Here is a 23085-nt window from a genome sequence, read left to right on the forward strand (position 1 = left end):
CTGATATCGACGGTCGTGGTCAGAAATGCGTATAGCGGTACCACAAACATGCCGCCGGTAATGGCAATGCCTGCCAGTGCGGCAATAATAAACCAGCTATGCTTGAAGCTGATAAAATCCCAGAAATCATAAAGCTGTCCTTCTGGCAGACCCTGCCAGCCAAGGCACAGGAAGTAGAGCAGCAATGCAAAACCACCCATGGCGATCACACTAATCGGTGCAAACCTTGCTGATACCTTGCTTTTGAGAATCAGGTTGATGAGCACCGAACCAATGGCGATTCCGATGGAAAACACACCCAAAACGCCAGTGGCAACACTGGGATCAGCAGTCAGAACGTTTTTGACCAACGGTGGAAACAGGATGATCAGCACTGCACCAATCGTCCAGAAAAAACTGATAGCGATAATGGCCAGAAATACAGTGCGGTTTTTCATGGTGGCGCGGATGAGATTATAAGAAGCGCGAATGACGTTATAATCGATCTTCTCGCGCGCCATTTGCGGCGGTGCAGCAGGGATTTGCCGGGCAGATATCCAGCCGGCTATGGCGACAACCAGGACGGCGCCTGCTGCCAGTTTCGGGTCATATTCCCCGGGTACGGTTTCGGTGGCATAGATCAGGGCTCCGCCCAATATCGTGCCGCCCAGGATGGCAATATAGGTGCCGGCCTCGACAAGGCCTGTACCCGCCAGAACTTCTTCTTTTTCAAGGTGCTGGGGCAGGATGGCATATTTGATTGGCCCGAAAAATGTCGATTGCAGCCCCAGCAGGAACAGGGCTGTCAGCATCAGCGGAATGTTTTCGTATATCAGGCCAATGCCGCCGACTATGGCGAGCAATATCTCGATATTCTTGACCAGGCGGCTGATCCGCGCTTTGTCGAAATTGTCGGCAAGTTGTCCCGCCAGAGCGGAGAAGAGAAAGAATGGCAGGATAAAAAGTCCCGAAGAAACCGCGCTGAACTGCGCTTCCTGAAGCGGGTCGTTGTATATGCCATAGACTACCAGAATCAGCATTGAGAATTTGAAAAGGTTATCGTTAAACGCCCCCAGCAACTGCGTGATGAATATCGGCAGGAACCTCCTTTTGTTAAGGAGAGAAATTGCTGATGACATATAAGATACCTTTTATGGCCTAGCCCTGTAGCAGGGGTAGCGGTTTCACCTCTCATCTCCAAGGGAAGATTTTCATGGGCATCCTGTCCCATGAACAGCGGCAGCTTCGTTAACAGGATAATTGCTATGGCAATTCCATTTACGTCTGAATATGGTTATGTCGGGAGAAATATGCTGACACTGCCAAACATCTTGACGCTCTCGCGTATCTTTACTGTGCCGGTACTGGTTGCACTGTTATGGTGGCCGGACTGGGAAATCGGCTATCTTGCGGCATTTCTTGTTTACTGCCTGATGGGCATCACTGATTATTTTGACGGTTACCTGGCGCGTTCACAGGGTACGGTATCGAAGCTCGGTATATTCCTTGACCCGATTGCTGACAAAATCATGGTGGCGTCGGTGATCCTGATCCTGTGTGCGAACCAGAATATCGCCGGTTGGCATGTCATCGCCGCGCTTGTTATCCTGCTGCGCGAAATTACCGTATCTGGCCTGCGCGAATTTCTGGCAGGCTTGCAGGTGTCGGTGCCTGTGTCCAAGCTTGCGAAATGGAAAACTACAGTGCAACTTATTGCTTTTGGCGGCCTGATATTGGGCGGTGGTTTGCCCCAATACACATGGATTCATGACACGTCACTGGGCTTGCTATGGCTTGCCGCACTGCTGACGATTATCACAGGCTGGGATTATCTGCGAGCGGGCCTCAAATACATGGATTAAGGGGACTTAGCACCCGTTTCCCAGCCATCGCGCAGCAAATCTGCCAGCATCTTGAATTCACCGCCACGTGGGCTATTTTTACGCCACACCAGCGCGATATCGCGCGCTGCATTTTTGGCAGTAAGCGGGCGTGCGGAAATGTCGGTATCGGTCAAAATACCGCTATCTATGGCAAGTTTTGGCAACAATGTAAGTCCCAGCCCGTTGTCGACCATCTGCACCAGTGTATGCAGCGATGTCCCGATCATTGTAGCACTGGCCTGTAATTCAGGACGATTGCATGCGGCCAGCGCCTGATCTTTCAGGCAGTGTCCGTCTTCCAGCAGCAAAAGCCGGTTTTCGTCGATCAACTCGGGCTTGACCGTGTCCGGTGGATCCCGTGGGTCGCCCTTGGGAAAAGCGACATAAAATTCATCGCTGAACAATATTTCGCTTTCGATATCACCGCAGGCATAAGGCTGTGCGAGCAATACGCAATCGACTTGGCCATGGTGCAGCGACTCACAGGCAGCGGCACTGATTTCCTCGCGCAAAAAGAGTTTAAGCTGCGGGCGCTCACGGCGCAGTCCAGGTAACAGCTTGGGCAGCAGGAAAGGCGCGATGGTTGGAATAACGCTCATCCTGAGCTCGCCAGCAAGAGGCTGTCCTGCAGAGCGTACGATATCATTCAATTCTTCGGCTTCGCGTAATATACGGTGCGCTTTTTCCACCACCAGATTGCCGAGCGGTGTAAAGCGCACCACGCGGCGTGTGCGTTCGACAAGCGTGACATCCAGCAGGTTTTCCATCTCACGCAGTCCTGCTGACAGAGTAGACTGCGTTACAAAACAGGATTCGGCAGCGCGGCCAAAATGGCCATATTCTTTCAGCGCGACCAGATATTGCAGCTGCTTGAGGGTCGGCAGATGACCGCTCATGACGCCATGCTGTCCTGTATCTGCTGTTCGTTTGCGCTATCGAGCCGCGTCATTTTCAGTTTGCCGTCAACAATCGCGAAAGCGAGTTTGCCTTCGACAAGGTCCAGTGCATCGCTGCCAAACTGTTCGAAGCGCCAGCCTTCAAGAATATCCAGCCCTTCACGTTCACCCGCGGCGAGCCGTTCCAGTACATCGGCCTTGGCAATTAATCGTGAGGCCACATCAATCTCACGCGACCGGATTTTGAGCAGCAGTTTAAGCAGGTCGGCAACCAGTGCGCCTTCCTTGCCCAGGCCAGGGCCGCGGCGACCACGTTTTGGCATTTCATCCGCCGGCAGCGGACCAGCCTGTTCCAGCACCTGCATCATGCGTCCGCCGATATCGTTATTTTTCCAGGCGGCGGATAATCCGCGTACACGGCCAAGATCCGTCTGTTTCTTGGGAGGATGAGCTGCGATATCCGCCATAGTCTCATCCTTGATTATACGGCCGCGTGGCAGGTTTTTTTCCTGCGCTTCATTTTCACGCCATCCGGCCAGTGCCTTGAGCCGACCGAGCACTTGAGGATTGCGGCCTGGGGACTTGACGCGCCGCCATACGGTTTCGGGGTCAACAGCGTAATTATCGGGACTGGCCAGTTTTTCCATCTCTGTGTTCAACCACAAGCCGCGATCTGTTTCCTGAAGTTTTTGCAGCATTCTGGGGAATATTTCCGAAAGGTGTGTGACATCGCCAATGGCGTAATCGATCTGGCGGTCATCCAGTGGCCGGCGTGACCAGTCAGTAAAACGTGCGCCCTTGTCGACATGTATCCCGAGCCAGCTTTCGACCAAGTTGGCATAACCTATCTGTTCCGACTGGCCGAGCGCCATGGCCGCAATCTGCGTATCGAAAATTGGATGCGGTGTTTTGCCCGTCAGGTTGTAGATAATTTCCACATCCTGGCCGCCGGCATGGAATACCTTGAGAACGTCTTCGTTGTCCGTAAGCAAGTCGAGCAGAGCTGTAAGATCAATATCATCGGCGAGCGGATCAATCGCTGCGGCTTCTTTGTCATTGCCAACCTGAACCAGACAAAGCAGCGGATAATAGGTGCTTTCCCGCATAAATTCGGTATCGACCGTGATAAAATCTGAGCTGGCAAGGCGCTCGCACAATTGCACAAGTGACTCGGTTGTCGTAATGAGCGGGTGAATTTTCATGAACAATCCCCTTAAAGCGCAACTCGCGCCTTGACAAATGCTTGCTTCCCCTGTGTTAGCACTTGCAACAGATTTTGATAGAAACCTACGGGCTTTGCCCACAGAAAATACTGGTGATAACAATGCACGCCTATCGTACCCATAACTGTTCCGAGCTTCGAAAGTCCGATGTAGGCAGCGAAGTCCGCCTTTCCGGCTGGATTCATAAGAAACGCGACCATGGCCAGCTCGTCTTTGTTGACCTGCGCGACCATTATGGAATTACGCAGATTGTAACCGATATCGACAGCGATGCTTTCAAGATTATTGATAAAGCGCGCAGCGAATCCGTTATCACTGTGACCGGCAAGGTGGTTGCGCGTTCCGATGAAACGGTGAATGCGAATTTGGATACCGGTGAAATTGAAGTGACTGCCGCAACAGTCGATGTGCAGTCCGCGGCAGAGGAATTGCCGATGCCAGTGGCAGGCGAGGCTGAATATCCTGAGGATATCCGTCTGCGTTACCGCTATCTCGACCTGCGCCGTGAGCGGTTGCACAATAACATCATGCTGCGTAGTCAGGTGATTGCGAGCTTGCGGGGCCGCATGGTGGAGCAGGGCTTTACCGAATTTCAGACGCCGATCCTCACCGCATCTTCGCCAGAGGGCGCGCGTGACTATCTGGTACCGAGCCGTGTGCATCCGGGCAAATTTTATGCGCTGCCGCAGGCTCCGCAAATGTTCAAACAGCTGATGATGGTGGCGGGTTTTGACCGCTATTTCCAGATTGCGCCTTGCTTTCGCGATGAAGACGCACGTGCGGACCGCAGCCCAGGCGAGTTCTATCAACTTGACCTTGAAATGAGTTTTGTCACGCAGGAAGATGTATTCCAGGCACTGGAGCCAGTTTTGGCCGGTGTATTTGAGGAATTTGCAAACGGTAAAACCGTAACTAAATCGGGTGAGTTCCCGCGCATTCCCTACAAAGAAGCAATGTTGAAATACGGCAGTGACAAGCCTGACCTGCGTAACCCGATTGAAATCAAGGACGTGACCGAGCATTTCAAAGGGTCCGGTTTTGGTTTGTTTGATAAAATTACCGGCAGCGGCGGTACAGTGCGCGCTATTCCGGCGCCGGGCGCTGGCACAAAATCGCGCAAATTCTTTGATGATATGAATAACTGGGCACGCGGTGAAGGCTTTGCGGGTCTGGGCTATATCAACATGAAGGACGGTGTACCGGGCGGTCCGATTGCCAAGAATCATGGCGAGGAAGCTACCGCAAAATTGCTCGCTGGTCTGGGTATCGGCGCAGACGATGGCGTGTTTTTTGCCGCAGGCAAGGAAGGCGATGCCGCTAAGCTTGCCGGTGCTGCGCGTACCCGTGTGGGTGAACAACTGGAACTGATCGAGCAGGGTGTTTTCAAATTCTGCTGGATCGTCGATTTCCCGATGTTCGAATATGATGAAGATGCGAAAAAAATCGATTTCTCGCACAACCCGTTCTCCATGCCGCAGGGAGAGATGGACGCGTTGGAAAACAAGGATCCGCTCGACATTCTGGCCTGGCAGTATGATATTGTTTGTAACGGTGTGGAGCTTTCTTCTGGCGCAATTCGTAACCATCGTCCCGACATTATGTACAAGGCATTTGAAATTGCCGGCTACGATCAGGCGACAGTGGACAAGGAATTTTCCGGTATGATCAACGCGTTCAAGTTTGGCGCGCCGCCGCATGGTGGTTCTGCGCCGGGTGTGGACCGTATGGTGATGCTGCTTGCCGACGAGCCGAATATCCGCGAAGTTGTACTGTTCCCGATGAATCAGAAGGCCGAGGACCTGATGATGAATGCGCCTTCGCCGGTATCGCTCAAACAGCTACGCGAGCTTAACATTCGTGTGCTAGAGCCACAGGCGACGACAAAAAAGGACTGACAGCCTATGGCTTAACCGTTAGTCCTGTTGACAACGTGCAGCAGTAACGGAGCGTTCGGGCAATGGCGATAGACCTGTCAGACTATGAAAAAAATTCGGAATTTGAGGGTGATTACAAGGATGCGTTAAAGGCGGCGCAAAAGCGGCTCGCCTATGTGCATTTTGCGCATATCATCCATAAAAAGCGCACAGTCCTTGCCTTTGAAGGCTGGGATGCTGCGGGTAAGGGTGGCGTGATCCGCCGTATGGCTGCGGAATGGGATCCGCGTTATTTTGAAGTCTATCCGGTAGGTGCGCCCACAAAGGCGGAAAAAGACCGGCATTTCCTATGGCGTTTCTGGCGCGATTTACCGGGAGATCGCAGTATCTCTGTATTCGATCGGACATGGTATGGCCGTGTGCTCGTCGAACGTGTTGAAGGCTATTGCAGCGAGGCCGAATGGCGGCGCGGCTATGATGAAATAAACGAATTTGAAGCGCAGCAAATCGATAGCGAAACCAATATCATAAAAATTTTCCTGCACACCACGCAGGAAACACAGGACAAACGTCTCGCGGACCGTTTGGATACACCAGAAAAACGCTGGAAAGTGACCAAGGACGATTTTCGCAACCGTGCGAAGCGCGCGGACTATCTGGCGGCCTATAATGATATGTTCAAAAATACCGACACACGTTGGGCACCCTGGGCGGTTTTTGACGGCAATAACAAAAAAGCGGCACGGATTGCCGTGCTGAATTATGTCGCCGAGCGCATGGAAGCTGATGTTCCGACTGATTTTCCGGAGGCCGATCCTGAGTTGCTGAAGTTGGCGGAAAAAGCGTTTGGGTATAAGCAGCCTGATTAGAAAGGAACTATATGAAAAATTGGCGCGGCATTGCTCTTTACGCTGTTTTAGCAACATTGATTTCCGGGCTTTTTCGCAGCCCATTTTTTGATTTCTACAACAATGATAACTTTCATTTTTTAGCGGCTTTTGCATGCGTGACAATTTTGATCGGTTGGGGACCCGCTATTGCTGCCGTATTCAGCTGGAAAATGTTTGGTGCGCAAGGCCGTAGCTCTACGCTCTTTGGCGCTTGGAAGGGCGGCGCGCTAATCATGGCGTTGGCGCCGCTGGTCGTTTTTGGTGCATTTGGTTATCCAAATGATTTTGGAATGAATGCACATCTTGCGGGCGGCATACTGGGCGGTCTTATATTTTTATATGCGTTAGGGGAAGAGATCGGCTGGCGAGGTTATATGCATGATGCCTTGGCCCCAAAATCTATATGGATGCGGGCTATACTTATCGGATCGGTCTGGTGGACGTGGCATTTGTTTTTTCTGACATCACTTGAGCCCAATTATATTTTGCTGACACTGGCGATAATCATACCGACTGCATTTATTTTTTCATGGGTAATTTCTGAAAGCAGGTCATGGATATCAGCCGCTGCGTTTCATAGTGTCGGGAATATTGCATTTATGGCAACAGCGATAAACATGCCGCAAACAGACCGTTTTACAGTGGCTGGTACTGTTTTTGGTATATTATTAACAGTGCACCATTTTTGGAAAAGACGCATTTCGGCTGAAATAGCAATTAATAGCTAATCGCCATTATCTCCCATTCTTTCGGCCCCGATGGCAGGCGCACAGTACGGATATCACCAACTTGTGCACGGCGTAGGCTGCGAGCGAGGGGGCTGTTCCAGCCGATGTGGCCTTTATCGGGTTCCGCTTCATCATCACCGATCAGCGTAATGGTGCAGCGGTTGTCATCTTCGTCGGCCAATTCGGCAGTCGCGCCGAAATAGATGCGGCCTTTATCAGGTTGTTCCGAGGGCTCTACAACTTGTGCTGATTTGATCCGTTTGTTGAGCCAGCGCACTTCGCGGTCAATTTCGCGCAGGCGTTTCTTGCCATAGATATAATCGCCATTCTCGCTGCGATCGCCATTGCCCGCGGCCCAGCTGACGATATCCACGACTTTGGGGCGCTCGATATTGAACAGCTCATGATAGCGCTCACGCAGCGCTTCATAACCAGACGGGGTGATATAGTTGGGCTTTGTGTTCATGGGAGGCTTTTCGTGCAACGAACAATAGCCGTAAGGTCAAGCAGAATCACCCCGGCCTGCGCTTGCCCAGATAATAGCTGGTCGGATTGGAACCACGATAATTCGCCTTGCCGGGCTCCATCGCGTCATAAACAACTGCGTTTTCAATCACGCGCTGTACGTAATTACGCGTTTCATAGATCGGGATTTTCTCGACCCATTTCAGGATATCAATCTGCCCCGTGCGCGGGTCGCCATTGCGGCGCAGCCATTTGTTTACGTTGCCGGGTCCCGCATTATAGGCAGCAATCGCGAGCGGATAGGAGCCATTATAGTAACGCAGCATTCGTGCGAAATAACCTGAACCCAGCCGAATATTGTAGGCCGGGTCATTGGTAAGAGCACTATAGCTGTAGCTGAGGCCAACTTTGCCCGCCTGTTCGCGGCCCGTGCCGGGCATAAGCTGCATCAGGCCCTGGGCGCCTGCATGGCTGGAAGCGTTTTGTGCGAACTGGCTTTCCTGCCGTGTAATGGCGTGGATGACTGTCCAGTCGCGCTCAAGACCCCGTGGCACTGGCATTTTTGGGAAGGCAACCATCTGGAAATTATCAATGCCCTTGGTCCGTGCACTTGACCCCAGGATAACAGCCAGATCGCGACGACCAATGTCGCGCGCAAGGTCGGCCACCATCTGGTGCTCGGCTTCAGTTTCCGCTTCGGAAACCAGTGCGCGGAAGAAGCGGTTTTGTGTTTTCCAGTCTCCGCCGCGAGAAATATCTCGCACGGCCCTTACCAGTGATTTGCTGTTAAATGCGAGCCGCTGTGCTGAATCAACCGTGATATTGGGTGCAGACGCAAAGCGCGGTACGGAACGGCCCAGCCGTTCGAGTGCCAGTTGCCCATAAAAATGGTCTGAATATTCTGTCGCCATTTCGAAATATTTGTTTGCAGTGGCGGTGTCGCGTGCCTCAACAGCGGCTACACCGGCCCAGTAAAAACCCTTGGACCGTGTTTGCGCGGTACGCGCGGCATTGCCATAGCGTGAAAACATGCTGATGGCCTTTGATGGCTGCCGCATGTCCCAGAGCGCAGTGGTTCCTGCCAGCCAGGTCAGGCTGGTATAGTCATCACGCACACCCAGGCTCTGGGCGCTGATATCTGTGCCTGCCGGGAAGGCGTCATCCACTTTGGAAGCGATGCGGTAAGCCAGCGAATATTGCCGATCATTGGCCGCCGCGCGCGCGTTTACGAGCAGCGTTTCATACCATTCTTCCTCATCAAGAGGATAGGTTGTAAGTTTTGGGCGGTTTGCCAGCATATTACGCACAGTGGAACTTTGTCCACCCTTGCGCCATGCGCGGGCGCGCTGCTCGACAAGACCGGGATCGGTCAGTGCTTTTGTACCAAGCCCGGAAATAAGCGCGTTCGCATTGGGCGATCCTGTCAGCTTGGCGTAGCGCGCCTGAAACAGTGCGCGTTTGGAAGGTGAAACATAGCCCAGCTGACGTCCGGCAGCAGCCTTGGCATAGGCCCAGAGCAGCGCATCCATGCGTTTGTCATGGTCTTCCATGGTGAAATCACGGCTGAACATACCGATGAGCAGCGTTTCATCTTCTGCCTTCATCGTACCGCCGCGCCATGCTTCACGCGCTATTTCGCTGGCTTCGGCACGTTTGCCTGTATTGCGGAGCGCCATCGCATAGCGCGCTTTGCCTGTATTGGTCAGCGGCGGGTATTTGGCAAAAAAGTCCAGAACCTGGTTATTGGAATAGCTGTTGAGCGCAATTGCGGTTTCAGCATTGCGGCGCATGCGGCTTTCATTCGGCCAGCCGGGATGACGCATCAGGAAATTGGCGTAGGTGCTAAATCCGTAGGCGTCCGATTCGCTCAGCCGTTTCCATTCGGCAATCGCGCCGCTCATTTCACTGCGACCGGAGCGGAGCAGCTCACGGCGTGCACGATCCCAGTCGCTACCATCGCTGGCAGCCTGCGCGGCAACAGCCGTTGATGTCTGCGCAAATGCCGGGGCAGTTGCAAATTGGGGGAGGGCCATTACGGTTATAATGGCGGTTGAGAGAGTAAATCTTTTCATCATGCTGGACATGATAGGCATATGCTCCTTATCAGGCGCTGAACGAGCACCCCTGTTGGTTTAAATTATTTCTATCCTTATATGGGGTAAAATTAAGGAGTAAATCCATGTTTTCCGGTTCCATTCCGGCTCTAGCGACTCCCTTTTGCGACGGGGCGTTTTCAGAAGGGCATTTTCGCGATTTTATCGACTGGCAGATCGAATCGGGTTCCAGCGCGTTAGTGCCGTGCGGCACTACGGGCGAAGCTGCGACTATGACGATTGAAGAACATAACCATGTAGTGAAAATCTGTGTGGAGCAGGCGGCAGGGCGCGTGCCGGTGATCGCAGGATGTGGTTCAAATGATACCAAAGTGGCGCTGGATCATATGCGCCACGCAAAGGACGCGGGCGCTACCGCCGCATTGCTGGTGCCGCCATATTATAATCGGCCAAGCCAGCAGGGTGTGATTGCCCATTTTGAGGCATTGGTGAATGGGTGTGACCTGCCAATCGTGCTCTATAATGTGCCGTCGCGTACCGTGACAGATATAAGCTGCGCAACTATGGCTCAGCTTGCAAAGCTGCCGACAGTGGTTGGACTTAAAGATGCAACCGGTGAATTACAGCGCGTGAGCGACCATCGCCAGAACTGCGGTGCGAACTTCTGCCAATTGTCAGGCAATGATGATGTGGCGCTGGCCCACCGCGCGATGGGCGGTGCGGGCTGTGTTTCGGTGACTGCCAATGTTGCGCCTGCGTTATGCGCAGCATTCCAAAAAGCTCTGGATGCAGGCGATTATGCCAGCGCACTTGAATATCAGGATAAGCTGTTTGCGCTGCATACTGCACTGTTCAGCGATGCCTCACCGGGGCCTGTTAAATATGCGTTATCACGTGTTCGCACGGATTTTCCGCAAGAACTGCGCCTGCCGATGACGCCGTCATCTGCACAGAGCCGCGCCTTGGTCGATGCCGCTCTGGAAATAGCTGGACTGGTATAGGTTCACATGGCTCGCCCACGTCCCACCACTTTTGACAAAGTCAAGGTCGTCGCGGAAAACCGCCGCGCGCGGTTCGACTATGCGCTGGATGAGATATTTGAGGCGGGCATTGTGCTGACCGGAACCGAGGTGAAATCGCTACGCTTCGGGCAGGGCAATATTGCCGAAAGCTATGCCGAGGTGAAGGATGGCGAGGTGTGGCTGGTCAATTCAAACATTCCCGAATTCAGCCATGGTAACCGGTTCAACCATGAACCGAAACGGCCGCGTAAGTTGCTGCTTAATGCACGTGAAATCAATAAGATGCATGGAGCCGTTAACCGCAAGGGCATGACGCTGGTGCCGCTCAACATCTATTTCAATAGTCACGGCCGCGCCAAGGTGGAACTGGCGCTTGCCAAGGGTAAGAAAGCACCTGATAAGCGTGCTACCGTAAAAGAACGTGACTGGAAGCGCGAACAGGGACGCCTGCTTCGAGACAAAGGTTAAGAGATGGGAATGATGTTGTGATAGGCTGTCTTCCATGAGCGGATGGTTTGCAAAATGGCTGGACCGGAATATGCCCACGCGCGAGGATATGGAGCGAAGCCGCTTCCTAAAGCCTATTGCGCACCGCATATTGCGATCCGAATTGTGGCGCTTCACGCGTCGTTCGGTACCGCGCGGCGTGGCGCTGGGCATGCTGGCCGCATTTCTGATTCCCATCGGTCAGATTTTTGTCGCAGCCTTCCTTGCATTGCCTGCACGTGCCAATGTTCCCATTGCGGCGCTGACTACATTCATAACCAATCCATTCACTTACCCATTTTGGGTGGTGATCGCTAACCGGGTCGGCAAGTTTATTCTTCAGGTCGATGCCATGACCTATGGTGCGCCGCTGAATGAACAGATGCGGAGCAGTTTTGGCGAGTGGCTCAGATGGCTCGGTCATGAAGGCGGCCCCACCGCTTTCGGGTTTGTGGTGCTGGCGGCTTTATTCGGTTCGGTCGGCTATCTTGCCAGCTCGTTTGGCTGGCGTATCTGGATCGCGCGTAAAAGGCGGGCTAAACTGACACCGAAACCACTCGATTAAACCTCCATTTTGTGCAAGATGAAGCGCATCCGTATTTTTGAAATTACAGAAGGCCTTTAGTGCACAATCCGGTAGGACATTTAGTGGGAGACGAGCGTAAGGTCATGCCTGACCTCGTCGCTGAAGAACAGGACCGCAGGCGTACTGCGGCGATACTGGTCCTTGCGGTATTACTTTCAGCCATAATCATTTATTTTTCGGTGGGAAGCGTCGCCCTGACCGGTATTTTTGCAGGTGCAATGCTGGCGTTGGTTGTGTTTTTCTATGCCTATAGACGACAATATCCCGCTACCGTTGCAGAAGATGTCGTCACACCGGACTGGTCGGTAACCTTTGCCGCAGCAGACCAGGCTGATACCGCTATTGCTATCACCGACCGTGCAGGCCGCCTGACATGTGCCAATAGCTGTTTTTCAGATTGGTTTGGCCCGCAAACCGCTCCGCCGAAAATGCCATTTGAGAAAGAGGATAATGACCGCTTGGTTGAGGCGGGCCGATCCGCATGGCGCGACGGGAGTAGTGAAACAGGTGACCTGCGTGTTGGTGATCAATGCTATGATGCCGAAATCCAGCGTATTGGGCGGGGAGAAGACTATCTGCTCTGGCGCTTCACCCCCTTCATGCAGACCGATATTGTATCTGAAGCCAACCGCATGCTTGCCGGAAAGCCTGGTGAAATGTTGGGTGTGTCTGCCATTATGTCAGCGGTTATCGGCCGGGAAGGTCACGTTCGTTCTGCCAATTCAGCTTTTATTGCGCGGGCAACAGGGGACGCTGGAGCAGATATAACAGGCCAGGATTTTGCCAGTTTTCTGAGGTCGGATGAACGCAACAATATCTTTTTCGCCCGTGAAGGCAGGAGCGGCACAGCGATAAGGCTGATGCATATTCCGCTTGCCGATCCCGACATGGTTGAAACGGGGTCGGGCCGCAAAAGCCCGTCACTGATCGTCATGATTGACCAGGACGCCAATTTGCAGGACCGGGCAACGGCACTTTCCTATATAGAAAACCTGCTTTCCATGCTGCCTTTCGGATTGGCGATGGCCGACCGTGACGGACGCTTTTTGTTCATCAATAAAAGCTTTGCGAGGGCGAGCGGGGTGGAAGACAAGTCCATGCCAGCCTATCCGAGCGACATTGTGGTGCATGAAGACAAGGCGGCCTTGTCCGATGCCGTGCACCGCTATGCCAGCGGATCTGCATCTGGCGTTTCGGGTATGCGCGGGGATGTGACGGTTCGCCTGCAATCTGCGCCTGAAGAGCCAGTGTCGATCAAGCTGTCGGGTGTGCGGGGCCTTGGCGACGCAGCTGTGCTGCTATCGCTCAAGGATTCCAGTGAAGAGACCAAGCTGAAACGGCAAATCGCCCAAGCGACGAAAATGCAGGCTGTGGGGCAGCTTGCCGGCGGTGTGGCACATGACTTCAACAATGTGCTGACGGCCATTATCGGGCATTGCGACCTGATGCTGATGCGTCATGCGCCGGGCGACAGCGATTATGATGATATCCAGCAGATCAGAAATAATTCCAACCGCGCGGCAAGTCTGACACGGCAATTGCTCGCTTTTTCACGGCAACAGACATTGCGCCCACAAGTGTTGCAATTGCCCGATATCGTGTCTGAAGTATCAAACCTTCTCAAACGCCTGCTGGGAGAAACGGTTAAGCTTGAGGTTATGCATGACCGCAATCTGGGACTTGTTCGCGCTGACCCTGGGCAGTTGGAACAGGTGATTGTCAATCTTGTCGTCAATGCGCGTGATGCCATGCTCGATGGCGGGACTGTCACAATTTCCACGCGTAAGGTTACGGCTACCGACGTGCGCAGAATGCAGAGCGAGATATTGCCGATTGGCGAGTATTCCAGCCTGATTGTGGCGGACACCGGTAGCGGTATTGCGCCTGAACATATTGGCAAGATTTTCGAACCGTTCTTTACTACCAAGGCGGTGGGCAAGGGAACAGGGCTGGGGCTTTCGACGGTCTATGGTATTATCAAACAGTCAGGCGGTTATATTTTTGCCGAATCTGACTTGGGGCAAGGCACCAGTTTTGTCATCTATCTGCCTGTACATGAGGCGCGTGAAGGTGAGCCATCAGGGCAGAAGAAAGAAAAAGTGCGTATCAAGGAGAACTGGGGCAGTGGCACCTTGCTGCTCGTAGAGGACGAGGCCATGGTCCGTGCTGTGGCACAGCGCGCGCTTGAGCGGCAGGGTTACACTGTGCTGACCGCCAATGATGGTGAAGAGGGCCTGGAACGACTGCGCAGCAATGCGGAGATTGATCTGGTGATCAGCGATGTCGTCATGCCCAATATGGATGGCCCGAAAATGGCTGAACAGATCCGGCAGACATACCCTGAATTACCGATCCTTTTCATGTCTGGCTATGCCGAGGAGCAACTGCGCAAATCAATTGATATTTCCAATATGCATTTTTTGCCCAAACCATTCTCAGTCACGCAAATTGCCGAGGCTGTGCAGGAAGCGCTTACATTGAGCGGAGCCAACTGATGGCGGGAAACATTATGCGGATATTGATTGTCGAGGACGAACCGATGATTGCCATGTTGCTTGAGGATACTCTTGATATGCTGGGTCATGAAGTAATCGGAACTGCTGAAAGCGTTGAAGCGGCAATTGCCCTGATTGATGCAGATGCCATTGACGCTGCCATCGTCGATATCAATCTAAACGGTGAAAAGGTATGGCCGGTTGCTGCAGCGTTGAAGTCGGCCTCTGTTCCTTTTGCTATTTCCAGCGGTGCTGTGGATTCGGAAATTCCGGAGCAACATGCCAGTGCCCCGCTCCTGAAAAAACCATATATGATTGCCGATATTGAAACTGTTCTGGAAGAACTTTCAGCTGCTTCATAGTTTGTAAGCGTGGTTTACCGCGGTGTGGCAAGGTAAATGCAGATTTATTTTGTTCCACTCTTGTTCTTTTAGAACAAAACATATACAAACCTTCTCAATGATGGATTGCCAAACGGCATTTCTGATGGCATTGAGTGAAGGAGCAGGCATATGGCCGGACAGTTAAAAGTCGTAAAATCAGACAATCAGGCAAAAGATATGGACAGACAAAAAGCACTCGATGCGGCATTAGCGCAGATTGACCGCGCCTTTGGTAAAGGGTCGGCAATGAAACTGGGTTCACGCGAAGCGATGAATGTTGAAGCGATTTCGACTGGTTCACTGGGTCTGGATATTGCGCTTGGCATTGGCGGTCTGCCTAAAGGTCGGATTATCGAAATTTACGGTCCGGAAAGTTCGGGCAAGACAACACTGGCATTGCATGCCATTGCTGAGGCGCAAAAAACGGGCGGTACGGCAGCTTTTGTCGATGCTGAACATGCACTCGACCCGGCTTATGCAAAAAAGCTGGGTGTAGATATTGATGAGTTGATTATCTCTCAGCCGGACACGGGTGAACAGGCACTTGAAATCGCAGATACGCTGGTGCGGTCCAATGCGGTCGATATTCTGGTGGTGGATTCGGTCGCTGCATTGGTGCCGCGGGCGGAAATCGAAGGCGAAATGGGGGATAGCCATGTCGGCCTTCAGGCCCGCCTGATGAGCCAGGCACTGCGTAAGCTGACAGGGTCAATCAATCGGTCGAAATGCATGGTGATTTTCATCAACCAGATCCGTATGAAAATCGGCGTCATGTATGGCAGTCCTGAAACCACCAGTGGCGGCAATGCACTCAAATTCTATGCTTCTGTCCGCCTTGATATCCGCCGCACGGGTCAGATCAAGGACCGGGACGACATTATCGGTAATTCCACCCGTGTCAAAGTCGTGAAGAATAAGGTTGCACCGCCATTTAAGCAGGTCGAATTTGATATCATGTATGGCAAGGGTATTTCCAAGGTAGGCGAGATACTCGATCTTGGCGTTAAAGCGGGTGTGGTCGAAAAATCCGGTTCCTGGTTCTCCTTCGATTCGATCCGCATCGGGCAGGGGCGTGAAAATTCGAAACAGTTCCTGTTGGAAAATGATGAGGTACGCACGAAGATCGAAAACCTTATCCGCGGTAAGGAAGAGGCAGTAGCCGAAGAAATGATGACAGGACCGACTGCTGAAGGTGATGAAGCAGAATGAGTCCACAGAGCTAGAGTACATTAAAGGATGTATATTACCTCTTTGTTGCATAAGGGATTTTTCAGCAAAAAGGGCAGGGTATCATATACCCTGCCCTTTGAAAAATGTGTTGAAGAGCCAATAGAATTTAGTCTTCCATATTTTCTTCCAGACCGGCCAAATCTGGTCCGATAGTTTTTGCTACATCTATTCGAACAGAATCATTATGTTCTTTGACAGTTTTTAGAACATTTCCATCTTTGTCGAGTAATACAGCTTCTTCGTCAGAACCTTCTGGAGCCAAGCGAACTATGAGCGGACGCGGATAAAGGCGATTGCTGGCACCGTTACTGCCATCGACGATTGCGCCGACCCCCCCACCAAGAAGGATATTGCCAAATGCGCCACCGCCTAGTTTGGATTGGATTAGAACATAGGTTGGTTTGTAACCAGGGAGCGTAATATCTGCACGCTGATCATCTTTACGTCTCGCTTCAATTTCGCAAGGCGTAACACATTCGCTACCATCAGTGAATTTAACCTGTGCTCCTCCGGGCATCGTTTCCGTGACATAATCAACGTTTGTGCCATTTAACACGGTTGCACAACCACCCAAGCTGAAAGCCAAAGTCGCAACAATGGCTACAGAAAATTTATTTTTCATGGATATATCCCCCCAGTTGAAACAAAGTTTTGGATGGCAGTAAGTTTCTTAGTTGTAAAGTATTTTGTCATAACTTTACGATCGGATATGTTAGCATAACATTTTATCGTAGAGGATTAGCTGCAGCACACGACTTGAATTTTAGAGAAGCGAGGTTGCGATATGGTATATGTAGCATTGCTTGTTTTTGTTGCCTTAAACATAAGGTGGTAGAACCTCTCCACGCCTTTGCCGCTGGAGTTAAGCAAGGGCCATAAGAAAATCGCGTAACACATCGTTGCAATTTTCATATAGCTACCATCTTCCACTTGTAAGCTATTTGCCACTCGCCTAAGTCATTTTGCATGACTTCGACTAATGATATCCGGCGTTCTTTCCTCAACTTCTTCGCTTCGAAAGAACATGCCATAATTCCGTCTGCACCGCTTGTGCCGCATAATGACCCGACATTAATGTTCGTCAATGCGGGTATGGTGCCGTTCAAGAATGTGTTTACGGGCCTTGAAAAGCTGGATAGCAGCCGCGCGACATCGTCGCAAAAATGTGTGCGTGCTGGCGGCAAGCATAATGATCTCGACAATGTGGGTTATACCGCACGCCACCATACTTTCTTTGAAATGCTCGGTAATTTTTCGTTTGGCGACTATTTCAAGGAAGAAGCCATCCTGAATGCATGGACCCTGCTGACGAACGAATGGGGATTGCCAGCGGAAAAACTGACGGCGACAGTTTATCATACTGATGACGAAGCTTTCGACCTCTGGAAAAAAATAGCTGGTCTGCCGGACGAGCGTATCATCCGCATCGCCACCAATGACAATTTCTGGTCAATGGGCGATACGGGTCCCTGCGGTCCGTGCAGTGAAGTTTTTTATGATCATGGTGACCATATTCCCGGTGGCCCTCCCGGTAGCGCGGATGAAGATGGCGACCGGTTTATCGAAATCTGGAATCTGGTGTTCATGCAATATGACCAGTCGGCAGATGGCGAGCGTGGCGACCTGCCAAGCCCCAGCATTGATACGGGTATGGGGCTTGAGCGCATTGCTGCGGTTATGCAGGGCGTGCATGACAATTATGACATTGATACATTCAAGGCGCTGATCGCTGCATCAGGCCAGTTGACAGGCACCGCAACCGATGGCGCGAATCAGGCCAGCCACCGTGTCATTGCCGATCATCTGCGCGCATGTAGCTTCCTGATTGCGGATGGCGTTCTGCCCGCCAATGAAGGGCGCGGCTATGTACTGCGCCGTATCATGCGCCGGGCAATGCGGCATGCGCATCTGCTAGGTACTGACGAACCGCTGATGCACCGCCTTGTCGGATCGCTTGTTGCCGAAATGGGACAAGCTTTTGGCGAACTTGGCCGTGCACAGCCGCTTATTGAAGAGACGATGCTGCGTGAGGAAACCAAATTCCGCCAGACGCTCGATAAAGGGCTTAAACTGCTGGATGATGCTACCGGTGAAATGGCCGAGGGTGACACATTACCCGGCGAAACCGCGTTCAAACTCTATGACACATATGGTTTCCCCTATGACCTGACCGAAGATGCCCTGCGCAATCGCGGGCTGTCAGTGGACCGGGCGGGCTTTGACACCGCGATGGAAGCTCAAAAAGCCGCCGCTCGCGCCGCATGGAAGGGCTCTGGCGCAGCGGCATCGGATGATATCTGGTTTGACGTAGCTGAGCGTGAAGGGGCAACCGAGTTTACGGGATATACATCCACAACTGGCGAAGGCAGGGTTGTTGCGCTTGTAAAAGACGGCACACTGGTGGACAGTATTTCCAAAGGCGATGAAGTTATCATTGTTACCAACCAGACGCCTTTTTACGGTGAATCCGGCGGGCAGATGGGTGATAGCGGCATGATGTCGAGCGCAGAGGGCTTGTCTATAACTGTTGCCGATACATCAAAACCGCTGGGCCGTATCCATGCGCACCATGGCAAAGTGGATGCAGGGGAAGTTTGTGTTGGCGATACGGTGCACCTGGATGTTGATGCAGCCCGGCGTGATGCGCTGCGCGCCAATCATAGTGCGACGCATCTGTTGCATGCAGCTCTGCGGAATCAGCTGGGCGGACATGTGACGCAAAAGGGCAGTCTGGTTGCACCCGATCGGTTGCGGTTTGATTTTTCCCATCCGGCGGGGCTCACAGCCGAGGAAATCGCGGTGATTGAGGCCGAAGTAAATGCTGAAATTCGCGGAAATGAGGCGGTGACAACTCGGCTTATGTCACCAGATGATGCTGTCGAGGCAGGTGCCTTGGCGCTATTTGGTGAGAAATACGGTGATGAAGTCCGTGTTCTGTCGATGGGCCGGGGCGCTGACAAACCCTATTCGGTCGAACTGTGCGGTGGTACGCATGTGAATGCGTTGGGCGATATCGGTATTTTCCGTATCATATCTGAATCTGCCGTTTCAAGTGGTGTACGCCGGATTGATGCGCTGACAGGAGAAGCGGCGCGGCAGTGGCTGGTAAGACGCGATGATACGGTGAAATCACTTGCCGCGCTTGTGAAATCGTCGCCAGAAGAGCTGTCTTCAAGAGTATCCGCCCTGCTTGATGAGCGCAAAAAACTTGAGCGTGAGCTGGCGGAAGCAAAAAAGACACTCGCCATGGGCGGTGGAGCAGGCACATCAGGCGGGAATGAAGCGGAAATCATAGGTGATGTGAAATTCCAGGGGCAGGTTGTGGACGGTTTGAATCCCAAGGAACTGCGCGGGCTTATTGATGAAGCAAAGGCGAAACTGGGTAGCGGTATTGCTGCGCTCGCGGCGGTGAATGATGGCCGTGCCACATTTGCCGTGGGTGTTACAGATGATCTGACTGACCGTTACAGCGCGGTAGATCTTGTGCGCGCTGGCGTTGAAGCATTGGGCGGCAAAGGTGGCGGCGGACGCGCTGATATGGCGCAGGGCGGCGGGCCCGATGGCGCTAAAGCGGGTGCTGCCATGGATGCTGTGAAGGCACGCTTAAAAGACTGAACTGTATAGCCGAACGGCGAGCTACAAGTTACCGGTTCAACCGCCTTTTGGCTTCAGATCTGAATCGTGATGCGATTTTAGGGACGGTTTTTCGGTAAGCCCGCCTTCTTCCATAATCTTGCGGCGAAATTCGTCGCGTTTTTCATGCACGGAAGCGATGACTGGGCCCATGGCAATGCCCAGGTCGACCAGCAATGCTTCAGAAAGCTGTAGCGAGCTTTCCAGTGTTTCAGGCACGGCAACACTAACCCCCATGCGATATAGTTCGGCGGCATGGTCACTGTCACGGGCACGCGATATTATCGGCAGGTCAGGAACCCAGCCGCGCACACGTTTGACAATCTGCGCCGCCAGTACAGGTTCGTCCATGGTGATGACCAAGGCGCGGGCATGACCCAGTTTCAGGCGGTCCACCATACCAGGTCGTGAAATATCGCCATAGCCGGCATGATAGCCGTTACGTCGTGCCGTGGCGATTGTGTCGATGTCCGAATCAATTGCGATATAGGGTTGTCCGTGCTCTTTAAGCATGTCCGCGACCAACATACCCACCCGGCCAAAGCCGAAAATGACCGTGCGATGGGCATCTTCCACATCATTAATTCCCGCGGTTTGCTCGTTGCTTTTCATGTCCAGCCAGCGTGCTACATCATGGCCAACCCGTGCGAGTAGCGGCGTGATGGTAAGGCCGATAGCAGTGACAATCTGCCAGAACTGGGCTGTGCTGGCACCGATAAGGCCAGCGGCAGATGCACTGGCAAGCACGATCAGGGTTGTTTCCGAAGGACTAGACATGAGCAGACCAGCCTCTGCCGACGTGCCCTTGCCCGCGCCGGAGAAACGAAGCAACAGGCCAGTCACCAGCGTCTTGACCACAACGACGCCTACAACTGCAAGTGTGAGCGAAACCCAGTTTTGGGCAATGACTTTGAGATCAACGCTCATGCCAACGGTGATCAGGAAAATACCGAGCGCAAGCCCTTTGAAAGGCTCGATTATGCTTTCGACTTCGCCATGATAATCGGTTTCAGCAATGATAAGCCCAGCCAGCAAAGCGCCGACAATTGGGGAGAGGCCAACGGCTGCCGTTGCGAGGGCCGATGCGATAACGACAAGCAGGCTGGCGGCCAGGAATAACTCTGGACTCTTTGTACGGGCCGCCTGTGCAAACAGGCGTGGGAGCAGGAAGCGTCCCAGCACCAGCATCACGATAATGACAAGTGCACCTTCCCACAATGTGGTCGCCAGTCCTTCCAACCCTTCGCTTTCTGCATAGGGAGCGAGCGCGCCAAGGATAAAAATGATCGGTACGATGGCCATGTCTTCGAACAGCAGCATGGCAAGCGCCGCGCGGCCTACGGGAGAAGACGTTCCTGCCATGGGGAGCACCAGTGCGGTGGAAGAAAGCGCCAGTGCAAGGCCCAGGCCCATGGCACCTGCCCAGGGCTGCCCCATCAGGTAAAGCGCGGTGCCGATGATAAAGCCAGCTATCAACAGTTCTGCAGCACCAACCCCGAATACCAGTTTTCGCATCATCCATAGGCGTTTGAAAGACAGTTCTAAGCCTATGGAAAATAGCAGTAATATGATTCCGAAATCGGCAAAGGGCTTGATAGCCTCTGCGTCAGTTATGGTAACATATTGTAGCCAGGGTGCACGATCGACCAATGAGCCAAGTCCAGCCGGGCCAACCAATATACCTACCAGGATGAAACCAATAATGGGGGTAATGCGAAACCGGTTAAATGCAGGTATGACAATGCCCGCTGCGCCCAGAATAACGAGCGCGTCCGATACGGATTTATATTCAATTTCCCCTGCCATGATTTTCCGTATACCCGAAAGCGTCAGCGCAAGTCAGCATATATTGTGCGACTGCGAAAGAAAAATTACGGGGATGCTATTTGGATATAAAAATCCCGCCAGTGATATGCTGGCAGGATTTTGAAGATTTGTTTCTGAAGGGCTGGTTTACTGCCAACTACCCATTTCTTTTTCCAGATTAACCCGGATCGCTTCGAAGAACTGCTCTGTTGTCATCCAGTTCTGCTCAGGACCGATCAGGATTGCCAGATCCTTAGTCATATCACCGTTTTCTACGGTCTGGATACAGACGCGCTCAAGTGTTTCGGCGAAGCGAACGACTTCAGGCGTCTCGTCAAACTTGCCGCGATACATCAGGCCGCGTGTCCATGCGAAAATGGAGGCAATCGGGTTGGTGGATGTCGCCTTGCCCTGCTCATGCATGCGGTAGTGACGCGTCACGGTGCCGTGCGCGGCTTCTGCCTCAACAGCCTTGCCATCGGGGCGCATCAGGACGGAGGTCATCAGACCCAGTGAACCGAAGCCCTGTGCAACCGTATCGGACTGTACATCACCGTCATAGTTCTTACAGGCCCAGACAAATTTACCGCTCCATTTCATGGCGCTGGCGACCATGTCATCAATCAGGCGATGCTGATACTCGATACCATGTTTATCAAACTGCACCTTGAATTCGCTCTCAAAAACTTCTTCAAACAGATCTTTGAAGCGGCCGTCATAGGCTTTCATGATTGTGTTCTTGGTGGACAGGTACACTGGCCATTTGCGGTCCAGGCCATAGTTGAATGAAGCACGCGCAAAATCGCGGATCGAGTCATCCAGATTGTACATCGCCATGGCAACGCCGGGGGATGGGAACTGAAATACTTCCTCGTCAATATTGGTGCCATCATCGCCTTCATAGACGAGGCGCAGCTTACCGGGGCCAGGGACCAGGAAATCGGTGGCACGGTACTGGTCACCAAAGGCATGGCGGCCAATTACGATTGGGTTGGTCCAGCCGGGTACGAGCCGTGGCACATTGTCAATGACGATAGGTTCGCGGAATACAACACCGCCCAGGATATTGCGGATAGTGCCATTGGGCGACTTCCACATTTTCTTCAGGTCAAATTCTTCCACGCGGGCTTCGTCCGGGGTGATGGTCGCGCATTTGACGCCGACACCATGCTCGCGGATCGCATTGGCGCTATCGACCGTGATCTTGTCATTGGTCTCGTCGCGTTTCTGGATCGACAGGTCATAATATTTCAGGTCAATATCCAGATATGGCAGGATCAGCCGTTCACGGATCCATTCCCATATGATGCGTGTCATTTCATCGCCGTCGAGTTCGACGACCGGATTTTTTACCTTGATTTTTGCCATAGAGTGCCCTGTCTTTCCGTTCGGGGAGGAATCGTGCCTTGCGGCGTGTCTGCACGTCTCTTAGCAAAGATAGCCATAGTTTCA

At 52.7% G+C, this 23085-nt stretch carries 19 protein-coding genes; 11 read left to right on the plus strand and 8 right to left on the minus strand.

Annotation, left to right across the window (positions count from 1 at the left end):
* Positions 1-1118: MFS transporter (locus G6Q15_RS06675; protein ID WP_164117019.1), on the minus strand; the 1118-nt coding region annotated here is incomplete at its 3' end.
* Positions 1119-1289: 171 nt separating this feature from the next.
* On the opposite strand from G6Q15_RS06675, the gene pgsA reads away from it, so the two are divergent.
* Positions 1290-1841, plus strand: coding sequence for a CDP-diacylglycerol--glycerol-3-phosphate 3-phosphatidyltransferase (pgsA, locus tag G6Q15_RS06680; protein ID WP_164117315.1), 552 nt, complete (start codon positions 1290-1292; stop codon positions 1839-1841).
* Here pgsA and G6Q15_RS06685 read toward each other — a convergent pair.
* Together G6Q15_RS06685 and rnd are read right to left on the minus strand one after the other, a co-directional pair.
* Entirely contained in the window at positions 1838-2758 is a 921-nt protein-coding gene (locus G6Q15_RS06685) for a hydrogen peroxide-inducible genes activator (RefSeq protein ID WP_164117021.1), read from the minus strand. The genes pgsA and G6Q15_RS06685 overlap by 4 nt on opposite strands.
* Positions 2755-3960 (minus strand): ribonuclease D, encoded by a 1206-nt coding sequence (gene rnd, locus G6Q15_RS06690; protein WP_164117023.1) that lies wholly within the window; start codon positions 3958-3960, stop codon positions 2755-2757. The genes G6Q15_RS06685 and rnd overlap by 4 nt, the downstream gene beginning before the upstream one ends.
* A 122-nt stretch (positions 3961-4082) precedes the next feature.
* On the opposite strand from rnd, the gene aspS reads away from it, so the two are divergent.
* The 3 genes from aspS to G6Q15_RS06705 all read left to right on the plus strand — a co-directional run bounded on the left by aspS (position 4083) and on the right by G6Q15_RS06705 (position 7473).
* Positions 4083-5876, plus strand: a complete 1794-nt coding sequence (aspS, locus tag G6Q15_RS06695) for an aspartate--tRNA ligase (RefSeq protein WP_164117317.1) — start codon at positions 4083-4085, stop codon at positions 5874-5876.
* 62 nt (positions 5877-5938) lie between these two features.
* Entirely contained in the window at positions 5939-6724 is a 786-nt protein-coding gene (locus G6Q15_RS06700) for a polyphosphate kinase (protein ID WP_164117025.1), read from the plus strand.
* Between the two features lie 11 nt (positions 6725-6735).
* A complete protein-coding gene (locus G6Q15_RS06705; protein ID WP_164117027.1) occupies positions 6736-7473 on the plus strand; it encodes a CPBP family glutamic-type intramembrane protease in 738 nt (245 codons plus the stop codon).
* On the opposite strand, the gene greB is transcribed toward G6Q15_RS06705, so the two are convergent.
* Positions 7463-7939 (minus strand): transcription elongation factor GreB, encoded by a 477-nt coding sequence (gene greB, locus G6Q15_RS06710; protein ID WP_164117029.1) that lies wholly within the window; start codon positions 7937-7939, stop codon positions 7463-7465. The two genes, G6Q15_RS06705 and greB, sit on opposite strands and share 11 nt — an antisense overlap.
* A gap of 46 nt (positions 7940-7985) precedes the next feature.
* Positions 7986-10022 carry a lytic transglycosylase domain-containing protein gene (locus tag G6Q15_RS06715; protein WP_345940290.1) on the minus strand — a complete coding sequence of 679 codons (2037 nt, stop codon included), beginning with the start codon at positions 10020-10022 and terminating at the stop codon, positions 7986-7988.
* 95 nt (positions 10023-10117) lie between these two features.
* Here G6Q15_RS06715 and dapA point away from each other — a divergent pair, with 95 nt between their 5' ends.
* From dapA to recA, 6 genes are all read left to right on the plus strand, one after another.
* Positions 10118-10993, plus strand: a complete 876-nt coding sequence (gene dapA, locus G6Q15_RS06720) for a 4-hydroxy-tetrahydrodipicolinate synthase (protein WP_164117033.1) — start codon at positions 10118-10120, stop codon at positions 10991-10993.
* Between the two features lie 6 nt (positions 10994-10999).
* Complete coding sequence (gene smpB / locus G6Q15_RS06725) at positions 11000-11482, plus strand: SsrA-binding protein SmpB (protein ID WP_164117034.1); 483 nt, start codon at positions 11000-11002, stop codon at positions 11480-11482.
* A gap of 34 nt (positions 11483-11516) precedes the next feature.
* Positions 11517-12065 carry a DUF2062 domain-containing protein gene (locus G6Q15_RS06730; RefSeq protein WP_240330793.1) on the plus strand — a complete coding sequence of 183 codons (549 nt, stop codon included), beginning with the start codon at positions 11517-11519 and terminating at the stop codon, positions 12063-12065.
* A 104-nt stretch (positions 12066-12169) separates the two neighbouring features.
* Positions 12170-14581, plus strand: a complete 2412-nt coding sequence (locus G6Q15_RS06735) for a response regulator (RefSeq protein ID WP_164117037.1) — start codon at positions 12170-12172, stop codon at positions 14579-14581.
* On the plus strand, positions 14581-14943 hold the full coding sequence (locus G6Q15_RS06740) for a response regulator (RefSeq protein ID WP_164117039.1): 363 nt from the start codon (positions 14581-14583) through the stop codon (positions 14941-14943). The genes G6Q15_RS06735 and G6Q15_RS06740 overlap by 1 nt, the downstream gene beginning before the upstream one ends.
* Positions 14944-15093: 150 nt before the next feature.
* The gene (gene recA, locus G6Q15_RS06745) at positions 15094-16173 is read left to right on the plus strand and encodes a recombinase RecA (protein WP_164117041.1); all 1080 of its coding nucleotides are present in this window, start codon (positions 15094-15096) and stop codon (positions 16171-16173) included.
* Between the two features lie 127 nt (positions 16174-16300).
* Here the strand turns inward: recA and G6Q15_RS06750 are convergent, their stop codons facing one another.
* Positions 16301-16816 (minus strand): translation initiation factor 2, encoded by a 516-nt coding sequence (locus G6Q15_RS06750; RefSeq protein ID WP_164117043.1) that lies wholly within the window; start codon positions 16814-16816, stop codon positions 16301-16303.
* Positions 16817-17160: 344 nt separating this feature from the next.
* Here G6Q15_RS06750 and alaS point away from each other — a divergent pair, with 344 nt between their 5' ends.
* The gene (alaS, locus tag G6Q15_RS06755) at positions 17161-19809 is read left to right on the plus strand and encodes an alanine--tRNA ligase (protein WP_164117045.1); all 2649 of its coding nucleotides are present in this window, start codon (positions 17161-17163) and stop codon (positions 19807-19809) included.
* Between the two features lie 36 nt (positions 19810-19845).
* Here alaS and G6Q15_RS06760 read toward each other — a convergent pair whose 3' ends face one another.
* Positions 19846-21633 (minus strand): cation:proton antiporter, encoded by a 1788-nt coding sequence (locus G6Q15_RS06760; protein ID WP_164117048.1) that lies wholly within the window; start codon positions 21631-21633, stop codon positions 19846-19848.
* A 147-nt stretch (positions 21634-21780) separates the two neighbouring features.
* Positions 21781-23001 carry an NADP-dependent isocitrate dehydrogenase gene (locus G6Q15_RS06765; protein ID WP_164117050.1) on the minus strand — a complete coding sequence of 407 codons (1221 nt, stop codon included), beginning with the start codon at positions 22999-23001 and terminating at the stop codon, positions 21781-21783.
* Positions 23002-23085: the final 84 nt, after the last annotated feature.

The organism is Sphingorhabdus sp. Alg239-R122, assembly GCF_900537065.1.
Lineage (GTDB): Bacteria > Pseudomonadota > Alphaproteobacteria > Sphingomonadales > Sphingomonadaceae > Alg239-R122.